Origin of the sequence: uncultured Helicobacter sp., assembly GCF_937906905.1 — a bacterium.
GTDB lineage: Bacteria > Campylobacterota > Campylobacteria > Campylobacterales > Helicobacteraceae > Helicobacter_B.
Window position 1 is genome coordinate 1 of record NZ_CALERY010000001.1, and the last position, 19,799, is coordinate 19,799.

Here is a 19,799-nt window from a genome sequence, read left to right on the forward strand (position 1 = left end):
AAAAGGGGGGGGGGGGGGGGGGAACTAAGTAAGGATTCAGCTTGCGGGCTAGAATCGTGGATTTCTTCACCGCGCGAGCTCGATAGACCTCAAGTCTTATCTCCCACGCGCGCCTTGAAAAGCCACGATTCTAGCTCCACAATCTTAGAATCCAAAAGCAGTAGTGAAAGCCACAAATCTTTCCGCGAGGAAGCCGAATCAAACGCGCAAAACCCCGAATTCTCATCTACAATCCTAGAATCCTGCGCCAATAGTAAAAATCATAAATCCCTCCGCAAGCAAATAGCCCCAGATAACAACCTAGATTCTAGGCAAATGCAATCAGTGCGAGCTTATGCTTGCAACTTAAAAATAGCTTGCCGCGATTGTGCATTAAGCTTCTTGCGCTTTGCTGGGGTCAATGCGATTTACTTCTACATCGCGCAGGGTATCTCATCAAGCTTGCTTTTCCCTATATTGCGACATTTCCCAGAGATGTTACAAATCCACTGGAGCGTGAAGCTTGCCTGTGCTTTTGGGGTGAATTTAGCACTATGCGTGGTGTTTGTCTGGGTGCTTATGGCAGTGTTTGCGGGGATTGGGATTGTGGGGAGAAATATGAAGCAAGTCTTATGAGGCGGACTTTGGGCAAATCCTAATCCATGTTTGACTTCAATGCTGATAGCTAGATTCTAGGATTGCGGTAAAGATTCTGGGGGTCTAAATCAACCCCCAGGAGATAGACAAGTGCGCAATCCGCGCAGGGCTTATGCACACGCGGACTGGAAGCAAGGTAGATTAGAAATCGTAGCGGAGGCGGACAAAGGCTAGCAAGCCGTTTTGTGTCAGTGTGTTTGAAGCTTGTGCGCCTGTATCAACGCCTTGAATCGAGCCATAGTAACCTACTTGTGGAGTTATGGTTAGGCTTTTTTCAAGCTTGACAGGGAGTTGAGCCATTACCATAAAGGTATGTGCTGTTGCTGTTGTATTTGTAGCTCCAGCAGGAGTAGCCGCAGATAGCTGGTAGCCTAGCCCTAGCACACCGCTTAGCATATCGCTAATTTTATAGCCACTCTCTACATACGCACCCACGCGATGGACATTTCTCCAAGCACCATCGTTGAAAATTTGCACATGTGAATATCCGCCTGCATTGGTATTTGTCCTTTGCTCGCCGTAGAGATCAGCGTTCATACCATAATGCGCCATAGCAGAGACATAGAGACTTTTCTCCATCATTTGGGATTTGACTGCGGTAAAGATGTGGAATGCAGAGCCGCTGAAGCCATCAAATCGTGGGTTGCCTTCTCCTTGACCTGGTCGAATGCCTAGATTGTAGTATTTATACGCACCACCGACTTGGAAGTCTAGGGTTTTGTCTTCGTTTTGGAGGTAGTAGCTAGCAGCAATGCGTGGGATCGCTTCGTTTTGGGCGCCTCTGGCATTGACCACAGCATAGTCATCGACAAGCGCGATAGTAAATCCTGCGATAGAGTAGGAGAGCTGTAATTTACGACTTGAAGTGCGCAAACCACCAAAACCTGCAGAACCTTGCTCTGTATCTGCTAGATCAGAAGAAAAGATCGACTTCGCTACTGAAGGCGTATCTGTTTTACCAAAGAGTAGGGAGCCAGCAGAGCCAAATGTATAAGCTCCCCACATTTGCCTAAATCCATCTGGCTCGCTAAGCCCTAGCTCGGCATTGGCTTCAAGATTTCCAACCTTTGCTTTGACGCCTAGGCGAGAGTTGCCCTGCAAGCCATAGAGTGCGCTACCATAGCTTGGTGTCGCACCACCCATAGTTGTGCTAGCTCCACTCATAGTCGCACCAAAGCCCACATAGCCGCGGACAGATCCATAGACTTCAAGCGATTTATCATCATCTTTTAGCACTTCAAGCGCGGACATCGGGGCGATCAGCGCGCTAACTGCAGCACTCACAAACAGAACTCTCTGAAACTTTTTCATAAAAACTCCTACATTTAAGGTATTCGCGCCAACCAAACTGGAATCACGCTTGGCATAAGTGTAAAAAAAATCCGCAAAAATTGCAACATTTTTTGTAAAAATTTTGTAATGAGTTACAAATTGTTTAGGTTTGTGCGTAATGGCAAAGCATAGAGAAACACCGCACAAATCAACAAGCAAAGCAGCGCAGAGCACCCAGAGTCTCCAGCTTAGTCCAGGCTCCTAGAGTCTGCTGATTTCCTCATGCTGATCGTCGTAGGGGTCTAGGTGGATTTGCATCTCCCATTTCTCCTGGCAAAACACCTTGCGAATCTTACGCTCGATATCATTGGCAATCTCATGCGCACTTAGGAGCGTGATGTCTGGGCTCAATACCAAATGCACGCCTAGATAGTTGCGCTCGGGACTTTTGCGCGTTTTTAAATCATGGAAAGAAATCACTCCACTATGCTCACTGATGATACGCTCAATCGTCTCCACCTGCGCAGAATCCAGTGCTTCGTCCATAAGAAACAAGAGTGATTTTTTGATGATTTTACTCGCAGAAAATGCGATATACAAGCTCACCACAATCCCAAAAATCGCATCGATGATATGCCAGCCTGTGAGATAGATAATCCCTAGCGCGATGAGTGTGGCGAGATTTGTCAGGCAGTCGGTTTTGTAATGTAGGCAATCACTCTCCACTACAATGCTTTTGGTTTTTTTAGCGACAATGCTTAGAAACCCCACCAGCCCAGCTGTAACCCCTAGTGCAAATACCATGACCCACACGCTTGCGATAAGATTCTCAATCTCATTGTGGCTGTGGATTTTGCCCACGCTCTCATAGAATATAAACCCCGCTATACTGATGATAAGCACACCCTCCACAACCCCCATAAGCGCCTCAATTTTGGAGAATCCAAAGTTAAATCGCTGGCTTGGGCTCTGGGCGGATTTTTTGAGAGCTAGGGCGTTAAATGCAGACATCGCCACATCCATCATAGAGTCAATTGCACTTGCAAGGACTGCCACCGAGCCGCTGGCAATCCCTACGATGAACTTCACCACCGCTAGGAAAAACGCGCAAATCGAAGCAATAATCGTGGCTTTTGTCGCAAGATTCATAAACTCTCCTTAAATCGCTATGTAGATTTTAGGGCTTTGGCTGGAGCTTTTTGGCGTAGTCTTTATAAATTTGCTTGGCGTTTGGCAGGAGCTTGGTGGCTTTTTTGAGCGGATAGACTGCAAAATTGCTCATGCTGCTATCATAGTAGGTATAGATGAGCTCGGCGCGCACATCATCGATACGCACTTTTGGGATAAATGGCTTGTGTGGCTGGGTGCTTGCTAAAGCATTTTCTAGCGCATTCTGGGGCTCACTTACACCAGAATCTAGGGTGGATTCTAGGTGGGTGGGTGGTGCAAACTTCTGGCTAGATTCTGCATTTTTGGCTGTGATGTGTCGTGCGAGTGTGGCGCGCTGCTTCTCATTTAGCAGCGTAATACGCGCGGAGCTTAGCATACCTACGCGCTTGTTTATGCCCTTTTGCGCGGAGATAAGATTGCCGTGTGAGTAGATGACAAGGGTGCTGCCAATTTTTTCAATAGGCTGGATTACATGAGGGTGATTGCCGATGACAATATCCACACCAAGGCTTGCCAAAAATGCTGCAAGCTCTCTTTGCTGCTTGCTTGGGGCAAAGTCATACTCTATACCCCAGTGCATTGAGACAAGCAGTAAATCCACCTTCTCACGCAGGGCTTTTATATCTCGCACAAGCATTTCTCTAGTATAGACATTGACGAGATACTCCTTGCCCTTGGGGATAGGGATACCATTAGTCCCATAAGTGTAAGCAAGCAGCGCGTAGGTGATGCCGTTTTTCTCATAGATTCTAGGCTTATCTCTATCCTCTTGGCTTGCATAGCTTCCAGCGATGGTGATTGGCATTGCTCGTGCGATAGACTCTGCCTCTTTTGTATGCCAATACGCAAGCATAGCACGCACGCCGCGCTCGCCTTTGTCTAGCGTGTGGTTGTTTGCTAGGGAGATGAGATTAAAGCCAAGGGAGAGCATTGTGTCGCCAAATTCTTGCGGGGAGTTGAAGCTTGGGTAGCTACTAAGCCCAAGCTGCGTGCCGCCTAAGATGGTTTCTTGATTGTAAAACGCCAAGTCATAGCGTGCGATGAGTGGGGCGATTGGCGCAAACATCTTGGCGAAGTCGTATGTGATAGCACCGGTGCTAGAATCCACTTTTTGTGCGTCTTTAAACACCGGCGTGTGTAAAAGCGCGTCCCCTGCCATAAGCAGACGCAGTGAGTTTGATCGGGCATAGAGCTTGTGCTTTTGGGGTTTGGATTCTGGTGTGGAGAGGCTAGAGGCTGCGGGCGTGGATTTTGCTAATTTGGATTCTGGCTCTGCTAGCCCTGCCACACACAAGATGAGAGCAAGACAAATCGCGCGAACCACAGAGTGCTCCATAAGAATCTATAACCCCATTTTGCCCGGGTTTAAGATATTGTTTGGATCAAATGCCTGCTTGATTGCCTTAAACAACTTCATCTCTTCTTGTGTGAAAGCTAGGTGCATAAAGGGGGCTTTGGATAGCCCTATGCCGTGCTCGCCACTAAGTGTGCCTTCTAGCTCCACCGCAATGGCAAAAATCTCTTCGATACACGCATAGCCGCGAGCTAGCTCATCTTTGTCCTCTGGGTTTGGCACCATCACATTTGTATGCACATTACCATCGCCCGTATGCCCAAAGCAAGGGATTTTGAAGCCATATTTCTCGCTCATTTCTTGGATTCTAGCGAGCAGCTCGGGCAGGCGAGAGCGCGGCACTGTGATGTCTTCATTTAGCTTTTTTTTGCCATAGATTGTAATGCTTTGGCTCGCGTTGCGTCTGGCAAACCACAAGTCCTCCTCCTCTTGTGGAGTTTGAGCGATGACAAACTTCGTGCAGCCATTCTCCTTAAATCGCGCTTCTAGCTTGCTAAGATCAGCTTGCAGTGCCTCTGGCAGATCGCCATCAACTTGCGTGATGATAATCGCCCCAGCATCCATCGGCAGCCCCTTGTGGAATCGCTCCTCTACCGCGCGGATAGAGAGATTGTCTAAAAACTCCATAGCCACAGGCGTAATGCCACTTGCCATACTTCTATACACCGCATTCATCGCATCTTCAATGCTGGCAAACACCCCCATCGCCGAGCGTTTGTATTGAGGCTTGGGCAGCAGCTTTAAAGTAAGCTCCGTGATGACTGCGAGCGTGCCTTCACTTGCGATTAAAATGCCTGCGATGTTATAACCTGCGACATCTTTAATCGTCTTTTTACCCGCGCGGATAATATCGCCATTTGGCAGCACCGCACGCAAGGCAAGCACATAATCTTTGGTGATCCCATATTTCGCCGCGCGCATTCCCCCGGCGTTTTCACTGACATTGCCCCCAAGTGTGCTGTAATCTTGGCTGGCTGGATCTGGAGGGTAGAAAAGCCCTCTTTTTTCTACTTCGTTTTGGAAAGTCTTATTCACCACGCCGGGCTGGACTCTGGCGATGAGATTTTTCTCATCAATTTCTAAGATTTGATTAAAGTGCTTCTCTAGGCTTAAGATGATTCCACCACTAGCAGGCAAAGCCCCGCCTGTAAAGCCACTGCCCGCCCCTCGTGGCACAATGGTGATTTTATGGGTATTGCAGTAGCGTAGAATCTGGCTTACTTCCGCTTCATCGCGCGGATAGATCACCGCATCTGGTTCGTATCGCTCTCTTGTAGCGTCATAGCAGTAGGCGAGCAAATGCGCTTTGTGTGTGTGGCAGTTGTCTTTGCCTACGATGTTTTCTAGTGCTTGGATATGTGTGGATTCTAGCATGAGACCTCCTTGAGAGAGATTGTAGAAACAATCAAAAGCTATGGCTCAAACGCTTTGCCCTGTGCAACTAGCGCGTCATAGTAGCGAAAATACTGCTTGGAGTGCTTTTTTTGCAGTGTGGTATCAAGCGCCCCGCTGGCGGCGTATTGGATCCTGGAGAAAAATGGCGTGATGATACTAGAATCTGCAATCTCACTTGTGGGGAAGCTCTGGCGCTCTAGCACCTCTAAGCTCTGGCAATCTAGTGTGTTTAGCGTATCGGTTGTAACAACAAAAAGCAGCCCAGCGTTATAGATTCTGCAAGCCTTGCTTAGGAGATTTGGCTTTGGGTCAAATCCCCCGTGATCAAAGAGATAGGCGATAAGCAAATCAGAGTTTAGGAAGCGGATTTGTGGGTAAGCATTGCGGATTTGCTCGTAGGACTCTTGGGTGGGGGCGATGATGAAAGCTTGGTTGTTGAGTGTGCGGAAGTAGATTTCATCACCGATAGCTGGTGTATTTGTAGGCATGGGGAGATATTTTTGTGCTAGCACAGATTCTGGGTTTATGCTCGCATAGGCGACACCAGAATCTATTTTGCTTATAGTAACCATAGCGATAATGCTCGCATAATTACTATCAAACCGATGCCACACAAAGCCGCTCTCGCCCACTCGCAAATCCATCGCCGGAAACTGCACAAGACCTTTCTCGCCGGTGGCTTGAATGGAGAGCTTTAATGGGTTTTGGAGATGTGTGGCTTTTGGCTCTAGGCGTGCGGGCGGGCTAGATTCTGGCATGTGAGAATCTTGGCTGGATTTCTGGCTGGATTCTGGTGCTGGATTCTGGTGTGTGCTTGGCGCAGAATCTGCCCATACATTGCACACTAGAATCAACGCCAAAGTAGCGCCTAGTAGCACTTGGGCTAGAGTGTGTTTCTGTGCTAGTTGTCGTGCGATTTGGCTTGTCATTTGGTATTTGCCTGGTAGAAAAAGTAATTTAGCGCAAAGGCTAGGGCTGGAGTTTTGTGATAACTCTCATCTCTAATAAACGCTAGCGCACTATCGCGCTTTAAGTAAAGCACTTCTATTTTTTCATCATCGATCCCTCCGCCTTGCGCGTGCTTGTCAGCCTGCGACACTCTGGCAAAAAATATCGTCTGCCTAGCCCCACTTATCCCAACCGCTGTGTAAAAAGTCGTGATTTTTTCTAGTCTATCAGCACTAATCTCATAGCCACATTCTTCAAAGACTTCTTCTGCTGCGATTTCTTCTAGGCTTTTTTTAGGCTTATCCACAAGCCCTGCACAAAGCTCATAGATATAGCCATCATTATTGCGCATAAACACTGCTGGGCGAAACTGCTTGACAATCACAAAGGCATCTAAATCTCTCTCATAAAGCATAATTGAAACGCTATCGTGGGAGTGGATAATGTCCCAGTTTTTCTCTATGCCATCTTGCTTGTAAAACAATCGCACAGGCTTAATAAAGCGAGAGTCTTTACACGAGTCTTGCCGCAAATCGGTGATTTTGGGCGTGGGAAGTGGGGCGGAGAGAAAATATTTTTTCATCGCTACTCCTTTGTGATGAGATAGAATTGCTGCGCGGTAAAATCGCTAGATTCTAGCACAGAATCTATGGCATCTGCATAGTCTTTTGCAAGTGCGAGAAATTCTTTTTTCTCCTTGCCGCTAAGCTCACTTTTAGCCGTGCGGATTCTACCTAGGGGGTTGATTGGCTGGTTGAATTTATATACGCCAAAGTGCAAATGCGGTCCTGTGCTCATTCCTGTGCTGCCCACTCTGCCGATAATCGTGCCAGATCTTACATACGCACCTAAGCGCGTGTGGATACTCTGCATATGCGCATACAGCGTTTTTAGCCCACCCTCGTGCGCGATCTCTACCACCTTGCCATAGCCCCCTCGAACTCCAGCGAATACGACCTTGCCGCTTGCTGCTGCGCGGATAGGCGTCCCAGCCTTTGCCACATAATCCACACCATAATGCGGACGCACGATTTTTAAAATAGGGTGCTTTCTGCCGTGCGAAAAGCGCGAAGAAATACGCGTGTATTGCACAGGGACTTCTAGTGTGAAGCCAGCCATTTCTTTGGCGTTGCTATCGTAGTAGTGTCCATTTGTATGCAAAAATACGAAATTTTGCTTTTTAGCAGTTTCTATCATACTGGCTTGTATATTTGGAATCCCAAAAGGCTTGCCTAAACGATAATCGCGCTCAAAGACAATCGCCAGCCGATCGCCTGCGTGCATTGTGCGTGAAGCCACGCTTTTTTTGTAAATATTAGAAAACTCTGTGGCGAGCAGAATGTCGCTTGTGGCGTTAAGAATATCTTGATATGGAGAGTTTTGCACAGACACAACAAGAGTTTGACTTTTAGCAAACGCGATGATAGGGATAAAATCCAGCTTATAAGTGTCTTTGACTTTATAAATGTGCATTTGCACGCTATCGCTAATGGGGATAAGCGCGTGGAGCAAATCGCCAGAGTCGTTGCGCAAGGTGTAGTAAGTCGCATTGGCTTTCACTTCTGCGGTTAGCTCTTTATCTTGGGGCGAGAGATTGTAGTAAAGCTTTAAGGGGATAAGATTTTGCTCAAAAAATCCAAGCAGTGTTAAGCCACTCCCCCAATTTAGCCGCTCGCCAACTGCTGCTGTGCTGATATTTGCCCCACATAGCCACATACACGCGATAAATACGAGACTTTTGAATATTTTTTTATGATTCCAAATGATCATTTGTATCCTTAAAAGATATAGAGTTCATCACACCACTCAATAAAATGCTTGTAGAAGCTTGCCAGAATCCTATAAAATCCTGCAATATACCTAATACTTGCAAAAGCGCAAAAGCAATCCAGAAGCCTCCCTGATAAAGTCGCTAGAATAAGAGCCCGCAATTATAATTAATTTATGTAAAGCTTGGAAGTTTTTCTTGGATTTGTATTATAATCACAGCGTCAAATGGGGTGTCGGCAGGCTCTGTGCGGTTTGGCAGTGCCCTGGAGTGGCTTTTAGATTTTGTGTGCAAGGAGGATTGCTCTATGGATTTGCGGACATGGATTTTCCCCACGATTTGTTTTGTGCTTTTTTGCTACGCAATGGTGTTTGTGGGCATTTTTACCTACCATATCAACCCCAATGTATCGTTGTTTCAAGGTGGGCAGAGCCACAAGGGTGCTACGACGGTTGAAAGTTTCCAAAAAGAGCTTAATAAAGTAGTAAAATGAGCAATAACATGCTAAAATCCTAGCCCAATAGGTCGATTTACTTCCTAAGATTGTAAAAGGAGTCAAGATGATAAGCTCTATTAGTTCGCATGTCGCGACAATCAGCCAGAACTCACAAGCTCGAAGAGATGAAGAGAGCAGGATTCTCGCGCAAAAAAGCAAAGACATGGAAGAAGTGCGCGAGCAAAACAGAGTCGCACAAATCAAAGAGGCGATTGAGAATAAAGACTACAAAATTGACTTGCGCAAGACTTCGGAGAAAATGGCACTAGATTTGCTTAATGTCTAAAAACCTGTCGCACGCCTTATCTCATAGAATCTAGCTGGGATTCTGGGAGCCTTGGCTCTCCTAGAGTCTTTACCAGAATCAAACGAGATCTAGGCTGTGGCACAGGGGAATAAGGATTAAGCAATGCTTGTTCAATATCTACAAGGTGCCATAGCAGATCTCGATACACTCATCTCCTACACAGAGCTTGATATCCAAGCTATCAAGCGTGCTGATCATGACGAAATTTTCGAGCGCAATCTCAAAAAAGATGCGCTGATTAAAGAATTTGAAACAAAAAAAGACCTCATCAATCAAGAAGTCCAAATCCTAGCAAAAGAATACCCTCAGAAGACCACGCAAGAGCTTATCGGGCAAGAGAGTGGCGCGCTCTTTGAAACCATGCGCGAAAAGCTTACAAAGCTCAAGCAGATAAACAGCGATTACGCGCGTATGGTGTTTGCTGTGTCGGAGTTTTTTACCTCGCTTATGAACACACTAATCCCTAAAGACACGCCAGCTTATGGTGAGAATAAGCGAGTCTCAAGCACGCAGCACACAAGCTTTCTCCAGGTGCAGGCATAAAGGCGCACTATGGGTGGCATTCTTACTTCGTTAAACACCTCCTACACAGGCTTGCAAGCCCACCAAGTTATGGTGGATACCACGAGCAACAACATCTCCAATGCAAGCGATGAGTTTTATAGCCGCAAACGCGTTATCGCCCAGCCTGAAAAACCGCTCATCATGCACCAAGGGCTCATCATGGGGCGCGGGGTAGATGTGCAAGCTATCCGCAGAATCCACGATGATTTTGTGTTTGATCGCTACACGAGATCTGGATCAGAAGCGGCGTTTTTCCAAAATAGCTTTGACACCCTGCGCGAAGTCTCCGCACATTTTCCAGATGTCGATGGGGTAGGGATTTTTAATGACCTAAGCACTTATTTTAACGCATGGAAAGATCTCTCCAAAAACCCAAAAGATGCCGCGCAAAAGCAAGTCCTAGCTGAAGCTACGCAAGTTCTCACGCGCAATATCCGCGACACACGCCTAAAGCTTGTCAATATCCAGCGCCAAGCGAGCGAAAACCTAGAAACACTTGTCAAAGAAGCTAATCGTCTGGGCTTTGAAATCGCGCATTTAAATCAAAAAATCGGCGAAATGGAAGACGCTAAGCAATACAAGCAGGCAAATGAGCTGCGCGATAGACGCGATGAGTATGAATACCATTTGATTGAAATCATCGGTGGCAAGGTATTTAAGGGGCATTTGAAAACAGATTCTCAAACTTCACCCACTACGGCGGATTTTGATGAAAACTATGTCATGAATGTCGCACAGGGCTTTAATATCGTAGATGGCTATACATTTCACCCGCTAACGCTAGAGAAAGAAAACAATGCCGAGCATTTAAATCGCGTGTATTACCGCACCTATGACTTTAAAGATGTGGATATCACCGATAAAATGAATGAAGGCAAGGCAGGCTCGCTTATCAATCTTTACAACACAGGCTACAATGGCACGAAAGTGGGACATATCCAGCGCTATATTGACTTGCTTGATACCTTTGCGCAGGGCTTCATGGAAGCGACAAATGCCATCTATGCCCAGTCTGCTGCCCACTCGCTAGTAGGCACAGAGGTGAGCTTCGAGCGCAATCAAGCCCTCAAAGACACGGGCTATAATTTCAAAAATGGCACATTTGATCTCATGGCATACAATACAAATGGTCAAGTCATCGCAAGCAAGAGAATCACGATTGATGGCGTTACTACTATGCATGATATTATCCGCCAGATCAATGGCAACATCGATGACAATAACGACAATAACGACACAAATGACTTTGATGATTTTTTCCGTGCGCATTTTGATCCGGTGGTCAAAAAGTTTGTCGTAGAAGCCAAACGCCCTTCAGATGGATTCTATGTGGGCATTAAGGATAATGGCACAAATTTCACAGGGGCAATGGGGATCAATAAGTTTCTTGATGGCGATAGCGCGAAAGATATCCATCTAAACCGCGAGTATGAAAAAGACCCCACCTATATCCGCCCGTGGCTCACCCCTATCAATGGGAATTTTGATGTGGCAAATATGATGCAGCAGCTTCAATACGATAAGGTAGATTTCTACAATAAGCGCACCAAAATCAACTCCACGATGAAAATCAGCGAATTCTACCAATACGCTGCTGGGCGCGTGGCTACCGATACAGAGGAGACTCAACGCACGCTTGATACAAAAAAGTCTGTGCATGAAGCGACCAAAAAGGAGCATCTAGCCATCACACAGGTAAGTATCGATGAGGAAATGGTGGATTTAATTAAATTCCAGGGCGGTTATGCAGCCAACGCTAAGGTCATTACAACAATCGATAGAATGATAGAAACACTACTTGGCATCAAGCAATAATACCTGCAGCCTAATTGGATTCTAGGCATTATAGTATGGGGCAATGAAGCAGGGTTTGCCAAGCAATAGCCAGCAAACATCAACAAGCTAAGGACAGCAAATATAAACCAGAATCCGCGCTCGAGTCAAACCCAGTGCGGATTGGAGATATTGTAAAGATTAAGAGAGCTGGGCGCTTAGCATCCAGATAGCTTTTTCAAGCTCACTTAGCTTATCATCGCAGTAAGAAGCCGTAACTCTATCGTCATCTTTGTCGGCAAGCTTAGCCAAGCTCTCAAAATCTTCGTGCAAGTTATTGTAGATTTTAAGCACTTCTTTAAGCGTTTCTTTTGAAGTGAAAGTGGTCCTTGTCTCTTCTTTGATTTTGGAGATTTTGAGCGCTTCTGCTAGTGTTACCACGGGCGTGCCATTTAGCTGGAGAATGCGCTCTGCAAGGTCATCAAACATACCTGCGAAATTCTCATAAATCTCCTCTAATGCTTTATGGGCTTGAGGGAAATCCAGCCCACGCACATTCCAATGGAAATTATGGATTTTCATATATAGCACAATGCTATCAGCTTGCAGTTTTCGTAGCGCCTCGATGACTTTGTCAGCCTTTTTCTTTTCTTTCATAGTTACTCCTTATGATGTGGGTTCTCTATTGTAGCGCTAAAAAGTAATCTAAGCACCATAAAGTATGAGCAAGTGTGTGCAAAGTTGCATTTCGCTACTTTGACACATACGAGGCAAACTCGATTTAAGAAAAGAGTGCTAGCCGTGATTCTGGCGATTCTCACATGTATCCGCTAACTTTGATGAATCTCTACTACCAGCCCAGAATCTTTACAATCAAACACCGCGACATCGCCCTCATGCAGCCTGTCTTCCAAGATGAGCTCTGCCAACCGATCCTCGATCTCCTCATACATTGCGCGCTTGAGTGGTCGTGCGCCAAAGACTGGGTCAAACCCTACCTGCGCAATATGGGCTTTTGCGCTTTCACTTAGCTGTATGCCAATCCCCCGCTCACGCAATTTTGCCGAGATATTTTCAAGCAGATTCTCCACGATTTTGGTGATATTGGCAAGGCTAAGTGGATTAAAGATTACAATATCATCAAGTCGATTGATAAACTCTGGCTTGAAGTAAGCCTTTAGCTCATCGCGCACGGCAGATTCTCGCTCTTTTTTATCGGCGATGTCCATAATCTTTTGACTGCCGATATTGCTTGTTAGGATAATGATTGTGTTTTTGCAATCAATGGTTACGCCTTTATTATCTGTGATCCGCCCATCATCAAGCACTTGCAAAAGTAGATTAAACACATCTGGATGTGCCTTTTCAATCTCATCAAACAACACCACGCTATAAGGCTTTCTGCGTAGAGCCTCGGTAAGCTGCCCGCCCTCTTCATAGCCCACATAGCCCGGAGCAGCACCCACTAGGCGGCTCACTTCGTGCTTTTGCATATATTCGCTCATATCAAAGCGGATAAGGTTTTTCTCACTATCAAAGAGAAATCGCGCTAGAGCTTTAGCGGATTCTGTCTTGCCCACGCCTGTTGGTCCTAGGAACAAAAAGCTGCCAATAGGGCGATTACTATCGCTCAAGCCTGCTTTATTGCGCTTTATCGCACGCGCGATTGCCTTCAACGCTTCATCTTGCCCCACCACACTTTGGGCAAGCTCTTGCTCTATGCCTAGGATTTTTTCTTTCTCACTTTGGAGCATTTTGCGCACAGGGATTTGCGTCCAGCGACTTAAGATTTCTGCAATCCCCTCATCTGTTACGGCATTTTTGAGCAGTGTGCCCTCTTGCTGCATTTGCTCCCATTTTTGCTCGAGAGATTTTATAGACTCTTGTATCTCTGGGATAAGCCCATACTCAATCTCCGCTGCGCGCTGGAGATTACCCTCGCGCTTGGCTAGTTCGCATTCATTGCGCAGAGAATCTAGCCTTGACTTGCTTTGTGCGATTTCTTGGAAAACATTTTTTTCGTTTTCAAACTGCGCTTCCAGTCGTCGCTGCTCCTCTTTGGCATCGCTTAGCTCTTTTTCGATTTCTTTGAGGCGCTCGGTGTTAGCGCTTTTTTTCTCCATTTTGATTGCCTCTTGCTCCACCACTAGATTCTCGATTGTGCGCTTAACCGCAGCAAGCGCGTTTGGCTGGGATTCTATCTGCATTTTTAGCTCCGCGGCGGCTTCATCGATTAGATCAATCGCTTTATCTGGCAAAAATCTATCCGTGATATAGCGGGCTGATAGCTTTGCTGCTGCCACTAGCGCAGAATCTGTAATGCTTACTTTGTGGTGAGATTCCAGGCGCTCTTTAATCCCGCGCAGGATTTGGAGCGACTCGCTCACACTTGGCTCATTGACTGCAATTGGCTGGAATCTACGCGTAAGCGCGGCGTCTTTTTCAAAATATTTGCGATATTCCTTGAGCGTGGTTGCGCCAATGGTGTGTAGCTCGCCTCGCGCTAGAGCTGGCTTTAAGATATTTGCCGCATCCATGCTCCCCTCTACTGCCCCAGCGCCCACAATGGTATGTATCTCATCAATAAACAAAATCACATTCCCAGCCCTTTTTACCTCATCGACCACTGCTTTTAGGCGCTCTTCAAACTCCCCTCGATACTTCGCTCCTGCCACAAGCGCACTCATATCAAGCGCGATGACTCGCTTATGCTGCAAGCTTAGTGGAACTTCTTTGCGCACAATTCTCTGCGCTAGCCCCTCTACTACGGCAGTTTTCCCTACGCCTGGCTCGCCAAGTAAAATGGGGTTATTTTTGCTCTTGCGGATAAGGATTTGCATCATGCGCGTGATCTCCTCATCTCTGCCAATGACTGGATCAAGGCTATTATCGAGTGCTTTGGCAGTAAGATCGATTCCAAACTTACTAAGCGATTGCAGTGTGCTATCGTCGTTTTGATTTTGGATTTTCGCTCCTGCACGCATGGATTCTAGGGTTTTTTGTAGCTCACGCATATCGATATATTTGCCTAGAATCTTAACAAACATCTCATTTTTGCTATTTGCGATGATGAAGCTATCGAGCGCAATATAGCTATCACCATTTTGCGTGGCATAACCTTGAGCAGCATGCAGAGCAGATTTTAGCTCAGCAGATAGAGCTAGCTGCTCTTTATTGACCTGGGAGACTTTAGGGAGATTTTCCACCACGCTCTTTGCCTCAAGCTCGAGGGCAGCTTTCTCCACATTCATTGCATGTAGCGCTTGGTTTAGAATGCTTTGGGTGTTGGCAAGCATAGCCCAAAGCATGTGTGCAGAGGTGATTTCTTGATTGCCCGCGTGTAGTGCAAGCGAAGCAGCAGAATCTAGTGTTTCTCTGCATTGGTTGGTCATTTTTTCAAACATGGGATTCTCCTTATGGCAAAATGATAAGCACTTGTCTTATATGGTTGGCATTATATAAATTTAGTCATTTACTATCAAGTTTATTTATAATTACATTTATAAGGTGCTTAATGCGCGCCCTAAATCATCGCATCTAAATTCTAGTATCAATTATGCTATGATTTCGCGCCTAGGAGCTACGCCCTAAAGCCAAAAACTACAAAGGAGCATTATGAATAGATTAAAGCGGCTGCGGGATTTTATCCCCAATGAGGAAACCAGTGTGCGCACGAAGGTATTTTTCAAAGCCTACCGGTTCTTGCGCAAAAAAGTCTTCCACAAAAAAATGACCAAACGCGAGCTAGAATCCGATCGCGCCACCTACATCACACTAAATACCGATACGCGCTTTGCCATAAGCAGAGAGTTTGACTACATCTGCCGCGATGACAAATATGCTAACAATGGCGCTGGGGTTACAGATACAGATTACTTTATCCAAGACATTTGGGGTGCGAGAAAAGTTACTGCCAATCGCCCAAGCATGCACTATGACATTGGCTCATCTGTGGCTGGATTCATCGCCCACCTGCTCGGGGCAAATCAGCGTATCACGCTTATTGATATTCGTCCGCTTCGTAGCCTTGACACTCCATTCCTAAAAGCGGGGGGGGGGGGGGGTAACCTACCTCCAAGCTGACGCAACAAATCTTAGCGATATTCCTGACGAGAGCCTAGAATCAATCTCTGCCCTTTGTAGTATTGAGCATTTTGGGCTTGGGCGTTATGGCGATCCTGTCGATCCTATGGGGTGGGAGAAAGCCTTGCATTCATTCCAGCGCGTGCTAAAGCCCGGTGGCAAACTCTATATCAGCGTGCCTGTGGGACAGGTGGATAAAGTCTGCTTCAACGCGCATCGAGTCTATCGCCCAGAGACGATTATCAGCACGCTTTCACACTGCCAGATTCTGGAGATGAGCTATATCGATGGGCTTGATACGAGGCTTTGCATGGAGTATCAAAACGGCGAACTGCATGTCAATCAAGCCCAGCTAGATTCTATCCCAGATCTGCGCAACTGGGGTGCGACAGGGCTATTTGAGTTTATCAAGCGCTAGAATCTACTCTCTCCCTTAGATTCTATCCGGATTCTAAGGGCAATGATCTAATAGTATGGATTGTGGATTTTGCCAGGCTATAAGTTGTCGCATTTGCCTATCCATTTGCAATGCCTTTTAATAACACCTGCTTGCGATACTCTTTGTTATTGTGGCAATATCTCCCCTACTAAAAATCGCATCGGGACTTTTTGACGACCTTCTATGCCGCTGCATTCAAAGAGTATATACTCTCCAAGTGAAGAAATAACCTTCACATTAGAAATTGCAAGTGTGTTGTTTGCATTATATGTCGGCTGACATGGAGCAATGGATTTTTCAGCTTCTTGTGTGAAAATAAGCTCTTTTGCTGTGTAGTTGCCTATGTGGAGTTTGCTTACAATAAAGGAGCTTAACAAGAAAGGTATAGCGACTATACATAAAATGCCAACTACAAACAAAGTTTTTACCAAATTAAAATGAGTAAATACCAAAGCTCCCACACAAAACGCAAACAATAAAGCAATCAAAACAGAAATCCCAATAAAATCTTTGGGTTCCATAGTAGGATCAAATGCAATGATCCAACTCACTATCATAAGATAATCCAGTATTAACATAAAATACAATATAACAAGCAATGCTATATTTTTAAGACCAAAATAATACATCAGCCAAACACAAGGAACAAGACACAATACAAGGGCAAAAAGTGAGTAATTTAGTTGAATATCAAATAAATAAAGCAATATAAGCACAAACAAACCAAATGTTGGCAATACAGCAATAACCCCAAAAGCCATACTTGCCCATTTTTCTGGTCTTGGCTTATCATAAAATATAAGATGAATAGCATAGATGGGATAAAGAAAAAATACACTCGCCACAAGAGCAATAAAAACACCCAAAATAGTCGTAGCAAAAATATAATACAGCACACTATCCTTGCTAATAGTTGGCAAATATTGAGCATTAAAGGCAAAATAAAACATCAAAATCAATGCTCCAACGACAGTTGGAATCCAAATAAGCAAAGATAAATGTTTGCCTACATATTTTCCCACACCTTTAAGCGACTTGATAAATTCTTGCGTATCATAGTGAATCTGCAATTCCTGCAAAGGTCTTTTTGTTGCCTCCAACTTCTTTTGTGTTGTTTTAGATTCCTTTCTTATATATTGCAGTATTGCACGCACAGCGTAATATATCTGTCTATCAAGCTCATCAATTTTCTGCCTTTTATTCTCCATATCTTGCAAATCAGTAAAGACTTCATATTTTTGCTTCATATACTTATCAAAACTCTCAATAATCTCAAGCTTTTCATTATTATCTTTATACAACTCACGCAAGGTTTGTATAGATTTTTCTATATCTGCATATTGTGTAAGAAACAACTCCCTTTGCGCACAAAGATTTTGTAATGACACTTTCACTCCTTATGTCTTTTATTGGTGTTAGCTAGATTCTACAAGTTTATTCATAACAAATATTAGCATTTGAATCGCTATTATTTTTGCCACCACTCCGCTTATCTCAACGCACTCTCTTGCTCCTTATCCCTTTTCACATTAGCATTTTGCACATAGCCTACAATGGCATTACCATTAGGATTTGTATCCTTTGAAAACTCCATTAACATAATCTTTGTAAAACCATTAATAGATTTTGGTGCAAGTAGTATCGCCCCATAGTCCCTTGTGTGTGCATTTTCCCCCTCACTATTTAGAATCTTTGTATAAAGCACAGGGGATTTTAGGCTTGGATTTTCATAGATTTTTACCGCACCTATCTGGCTTACTAGCTCTAGCGCTACTCGTTGTGATTTATCTATTGTTTCGTGTAATTCTTTTATACGATGATTTATCGCTTGATACAAACAGGTTAAAAGCTCATCGCCATCTTTTGCCTTAACACATTTCATATTACGCTCTTTTAGCCATTGTAGTTGCTCTTTTTTAAGCCTAGATTTTTGCTCATTGCTCCACGCAAAAGCAAGCGCATATTCAAACATCGCATTTAAGCTCACATCATCACGCAGAGTATAAAAGCTATTGCAAATGCCTTTTTCAATCTTACTCAAACCCTGCTTCTCACAATCAAAGCTCCCTCTAAATCGCGGATAGATTCCACTGAGAGTGCCTGTCTCATCATATGGCGTCTCACAAGTGCTAGAATCTAACCCTTTGCTAGAGTGAAAATAAATCCCTTTAGAATCTTTGCTAAGAGTAAAGCTCATATTTTTCTCACACTTGCTCCGCTCTGCTCCTTCTGTATGGCCACACACAAGATCAAAATACTCTCTCTTAGGCTCTGCCTTATTGCCATTTATGAGAATCTCCACTTCACCCGGGAACGCCCCACTATCACAAATGAGATGTTCGGTAGGCTTAGCGGGGTCAAGAATTTGACGCATTGCTAAACCAAGCGTGCATACCGCACTTTTATCCTCATAATTATATTCATTTATTTGGTAGCAGTCATAGATTTGTAACGCACTTTGCTTATAGCACCAGCCGATTTTATTAAGTGGATCGCACAGGCTCATCTCTCCCCATACGCCCTCCCACTCACTGCCTTTAGAAAAACTATCAGTATTTCTGCTAATAAAATGGCGTGGCTCCACTATATCAGCTGTGCTAACTCCATTACATAACACAACTATCACCAAACATTTTGCTAGTATCTTATACATTACAACCTCCCTTTAGAATCTGTTTGCAGCTTTGCATTGTAGCTAAATTTATTATAGAAATTTTCTCACATACAATTCACAATCACGCTTTATTGCTACAATATCGCAGAGATTTTACAAGGAGATTCTATGCGAAGTGATATTGTAAAAAAGGGACATAATCGCGCACCACACAGAAGTTTGCTAAGGGCAACAGGGCTAAAAGATGAGGATTTTAACAAACCCTTTATTGGCGTGGCAAATAGCTATATTGACATCATTCCGGGGCATTTTTTCCTAAACAAATACGCTGAAATTGTAAAGGACGAAATCCGCAAGGCAGGGGGCGTGCCTTTTGAGTTTAACACTATCGGTGTAGATGATGGTATTGCTATGGGGCATAGCGGTATGCTCTACTCTCTGCCAAGTCGAGAGCTGATTGCGGACTGCATAGAATCTGTGATGAATGCCCACGCGCTTGATGCGATGATTTGCCTACCAAACTGCGATAAAATCGTGCCCGGAATGCTTATGGGGGCGTTGCGTGTGAATGTGCCGACTATCTTTGTGAGTGGTGGTCCTATGAAAGCGGGGCGTTTGAGTGATGGCACAACACTTGATTTAAACTCCGCATTTGAAGCGGTGGGGGCGTATGAAAGCGGCAAAATTGATGAGAAAAGATTACACGAGATAGAGTGTCAAGCCTGTCCTAGTGGGGGGAGCTGCAGCGGAATGTTTACTGCAAACTCTATGAATACGCTGTGTGAGGCTATGGGCGTAGCATTACCGGGTAATGGCACGATTCCAGCCCTTACACCAGAGCGAGAAGAGCTGCTAAGGCAGGGGGCTAGACGCATTGTAGAGATTGCCCTAGATTCTAGCTTAAGTGAAAAATTTAGATTCCGCAATATTTTGAACGCAAAAGCCGTGCATAACGCCTTTGTCGTGGATATGGCAATGGG

19 protein-coding genes are annotated in these 19,799 nt (G+C 45.0%); 8 read left to right on the forward strand and 11 right to left on the reverse strand.

The window, feature by feature from the left end; all coding sequences use genetic code 11:
- Window positions 1–615 (forward strand): hypothetical protein (locus tag Q0171_RS00005; RefSeq protein WP_299325437.1); only part of this gene is annotated, 615 nt, incomplete at its 5' end.
- A 162-nt stretch (window positions 616–777) separates the two neighbouring features.
- On the opposite strand, the gene Q0171_RS00010 is transcribed toward Q0171_RS00005, so the two are convergent.
- From Q0171_RS00010 to Q0171_RS00040, 7 genes are all read right to left on the reverse strand, one after another.
- Window positions 778–1,947 (reverse strand): hypothetical protein, encoded by a 1,170-nt coding sequence (locus Q0171_RS00010; RefSeq protein ID WP_299325438.1) that lies wholly within the window; start codon window positions 1,945–1,947, stop codon window positions 778–780.
- Window positions 1,948–2,169: 222 nt separating this feature from the next.
- Window positions 2,170–3,057, reverse strand: coding sequence for a cation diffusion facilitator family transporter (locus Q0171_RS00015; RefSeq protein WP_299325440.1), 888 nt, complete (start codon window positions 3,055–3,057; stop codon window positions 2,170–2,172).
- 28 nt (window positions 3,058–3,085) lie between these two features.
- On the reverse strand, window positions 3,086–4,402 hold the full coding sequence (locus Q0171_RS00020) for a CapA family protein (protein WP_299325442.1): 1,317 nt from the start codon (window positions 4,400–4,402) through the stop codon (window positions 3,086–3,088).
- Between the two features lie 18 nt (window positions 4,403–4,420).
- Entirely contained in the window at window positions 4,421–5,806 is a 1,386-nt protein-coding gene (locus Q0171_RS00025; protein ID WP_299325444.1) for an FAD-linked oxidase C-terminal domain-containing protein, read from the reverse strand.
- Window positions 5,807–5,844: 38 nt separating this feature from the next.
- The gene (locus Q0171_RS00030) at window positions 5,845–6,756 is read right to left on the reverse strand and encodes a plasminogen-binding N-terminal domain-containing protein (protein WP_299325446.1); all 912 of its coding nucleotides are present in this window, start codon (window positions 6,754–6,756) and stop codon (window positions 5,845–5,847) included.
- Window positions 6,753–7,358 (reverse strand): NUDIX domain-containing protein, encoded by a 606-nt coding sequence (locus tag Q0171_RS00035; protein ID WP_299325448.1) that lies wholly within the window; start codon window positions 7,356–7,358, stop codon window positions 6,753–6,755. Before Q0171_RS00035 ends, Q0171_RS00030 begins: the two co-directional genes overlap by 4 nt.
- Window positions 7,359–7,360: 2 nt before the next feature.
- Window positions 7,361–8,491, reverse strand: a complete 1,131-nt coding sequence (locus tag Q0171_RS00040; RefSeq protein WP_299325469.1) for a peptidoglycan DD-metalloendopeptidase family protein — start codon at window positions 8,489–8,491, stop codon at window positions 7,361–7,363.
- 359 nt (window positions 8,492–8,850) lie between these two features.
- Here Q0171_RS00040 and Q0171_RS00045 point away from each other — a divergent pair, with 359 nt between their 5' ends.
- From Q0171_RS00045 to flgK, 4 genes are all read left to right on the forward strand, one after another.
- Window positions 8,851–9,036: a hypothetical protein gene (locus Q0171_RS00045; protein WP_299325450.1), complete on the forward strand. Its 186-nt coding sequence runs from the start codon at window positions 8,851–8,853 to the stop codon at window positions 9,034–9,036.
- Between the two features lie 67 nt (window positions 9,037–9,103).
- Window positions 9,104–9,325 carry a flagellar biosynthesis anti-sigma factor FlgM gene (locus Q0171_RS00050; RefSeq protein WP_299325452.1) on the forward strand — a complete coding sequence of 74 codons (222 nt, stop codon included), beginning with the start codon at window positions 9,104–9,106 and terminating at the stop codon, window positions 9,323–9,325.
- Window positions 9,326–9,448: 123 nt separating this feature from the next.
- The gene (locus tag Q0171_RS00055; protein WP_299325454.1) at window positions 9,449–9,889 is read left to right on the forward strand and encodes a hypothetical protein; all 441 of its coding nucleotides are present in this window, start codon (window positions 9,449–9,451) and stop codon (window positions 9,887–9,889) included.
- A 9-nt stretch (window positions 9,890–9,898) separates the two neighbouring features.
- Window positions 9,899–11,725 (forward strand): flagellar hook-associated protein FlgK, encoded by a 1,827-nt coding sequence (gene flgK, locus Q0171_RS00060; RefSeq protein ID WP_299325456.1) that lies wholly within the window; start codon window positions 9,899–9,901, stop codon window positions 11,723–11,725.
- 159 nt (window positions 11,726–11,884) lie between these two features.
- On the opposite strand, the gene Q0171_RS00065 is transcribed toward flgK, so the two are convergent.
- Window positions 11,885–12,340, reverse strand: coding sequence for a Dps family protein (locus Q0171_RS00065; protein WP_299325458.1), 456 nt, complete (start codon window positions 12,338–12,340; stop codon window positions 11,885–11,887).
- Window positions 12,341–12,513: 173 nt separating this feature from the next.
- Window positions 12,514–15,087 (reverse strand): AAA family ATPase, encoded by a 2,574-nt coding sequence (locus Q0171_RS00070; protein WP_299325460.1) that lies wholly within the window; start codon window positions 15,085–15,087, stop codon window positions 12,514–12,516.
- A 211-nt stretch (window positions 15,088–15,298) separates the two neighbouring features.
- Between Q0171_RS00070 and Q0171_RS00075 the strand changes: the two genes are divergently transcribed.
- Together Q0171_RS00075 and Q0171_RS00080 are read left to right on the forward strand one after the other, a co-directional pair.
- Window positions 15,299–15,766 (forward strand): hypothetical protein, encoded by a 468-nt coding sequence (locus tag Q0171_RS00075; RefSeq protein ID WP_299325462.1) that lies wholly within the window; start codon window positions 15,299–15,301, stop codon window positions 15,764–15,766.
- A 19-nt stretch (window positions 15,767–15,785) separates the two neighbouring features.
- Window positions 15,786–16,184, forward strand: coding sequence for a DUF268 domain-containing protein (locus tag Q0171_RS00080; protein WP_299325470.1), 399 nt, complete (start codon window positions 15,786–15,788; stop codon window positions 16,182–16,184).
- 146 nt (window positions 16,185–16,330) lie between these two features.
- Here the strand turns inward: Q0171_RS00080 and Q0171_RS00085 are convergent, their stop codons facing one another.
- The gene (locus Q0171_RS00085) at window positions 16,331–17,593 is read right to left on the reverse strand and encodes a hypothetical protein (protein ID WP_299325464.1); all 1,263 of its coding nucleotides are present in this window, start codon (window positions 17,591–17,593) and stop codon (window positions 16,331–16,333) included.
- 101 nt (window positions 17,594–17,694) lie between these two features.
- Window positions 17,695–18,858, reverse strand: coding sequence for a lysozyme inhibitor LprI family protein (locus tag Q0171_RS00090; RefSeq protein WP_299325466.1), 1,164 nt, complete (start codon window positions 18,856–18,858; stop codon window positions 17,695–17,697).
- 129 nt (window positions 18,859–18,987) lie between these two features.
- Between Q0171_RS00090 and Q0171_RS00095 the strand changes: the two genes are divergently transcribed.
- A partial coding sequence (locus Q0171_RS00095) for a dihydroxy-acid dehydratase (protein ID WP_299325468.1) occupies window positions 18,988–19,799 on the forward strand: 812 nt, incomplete at its 3' end.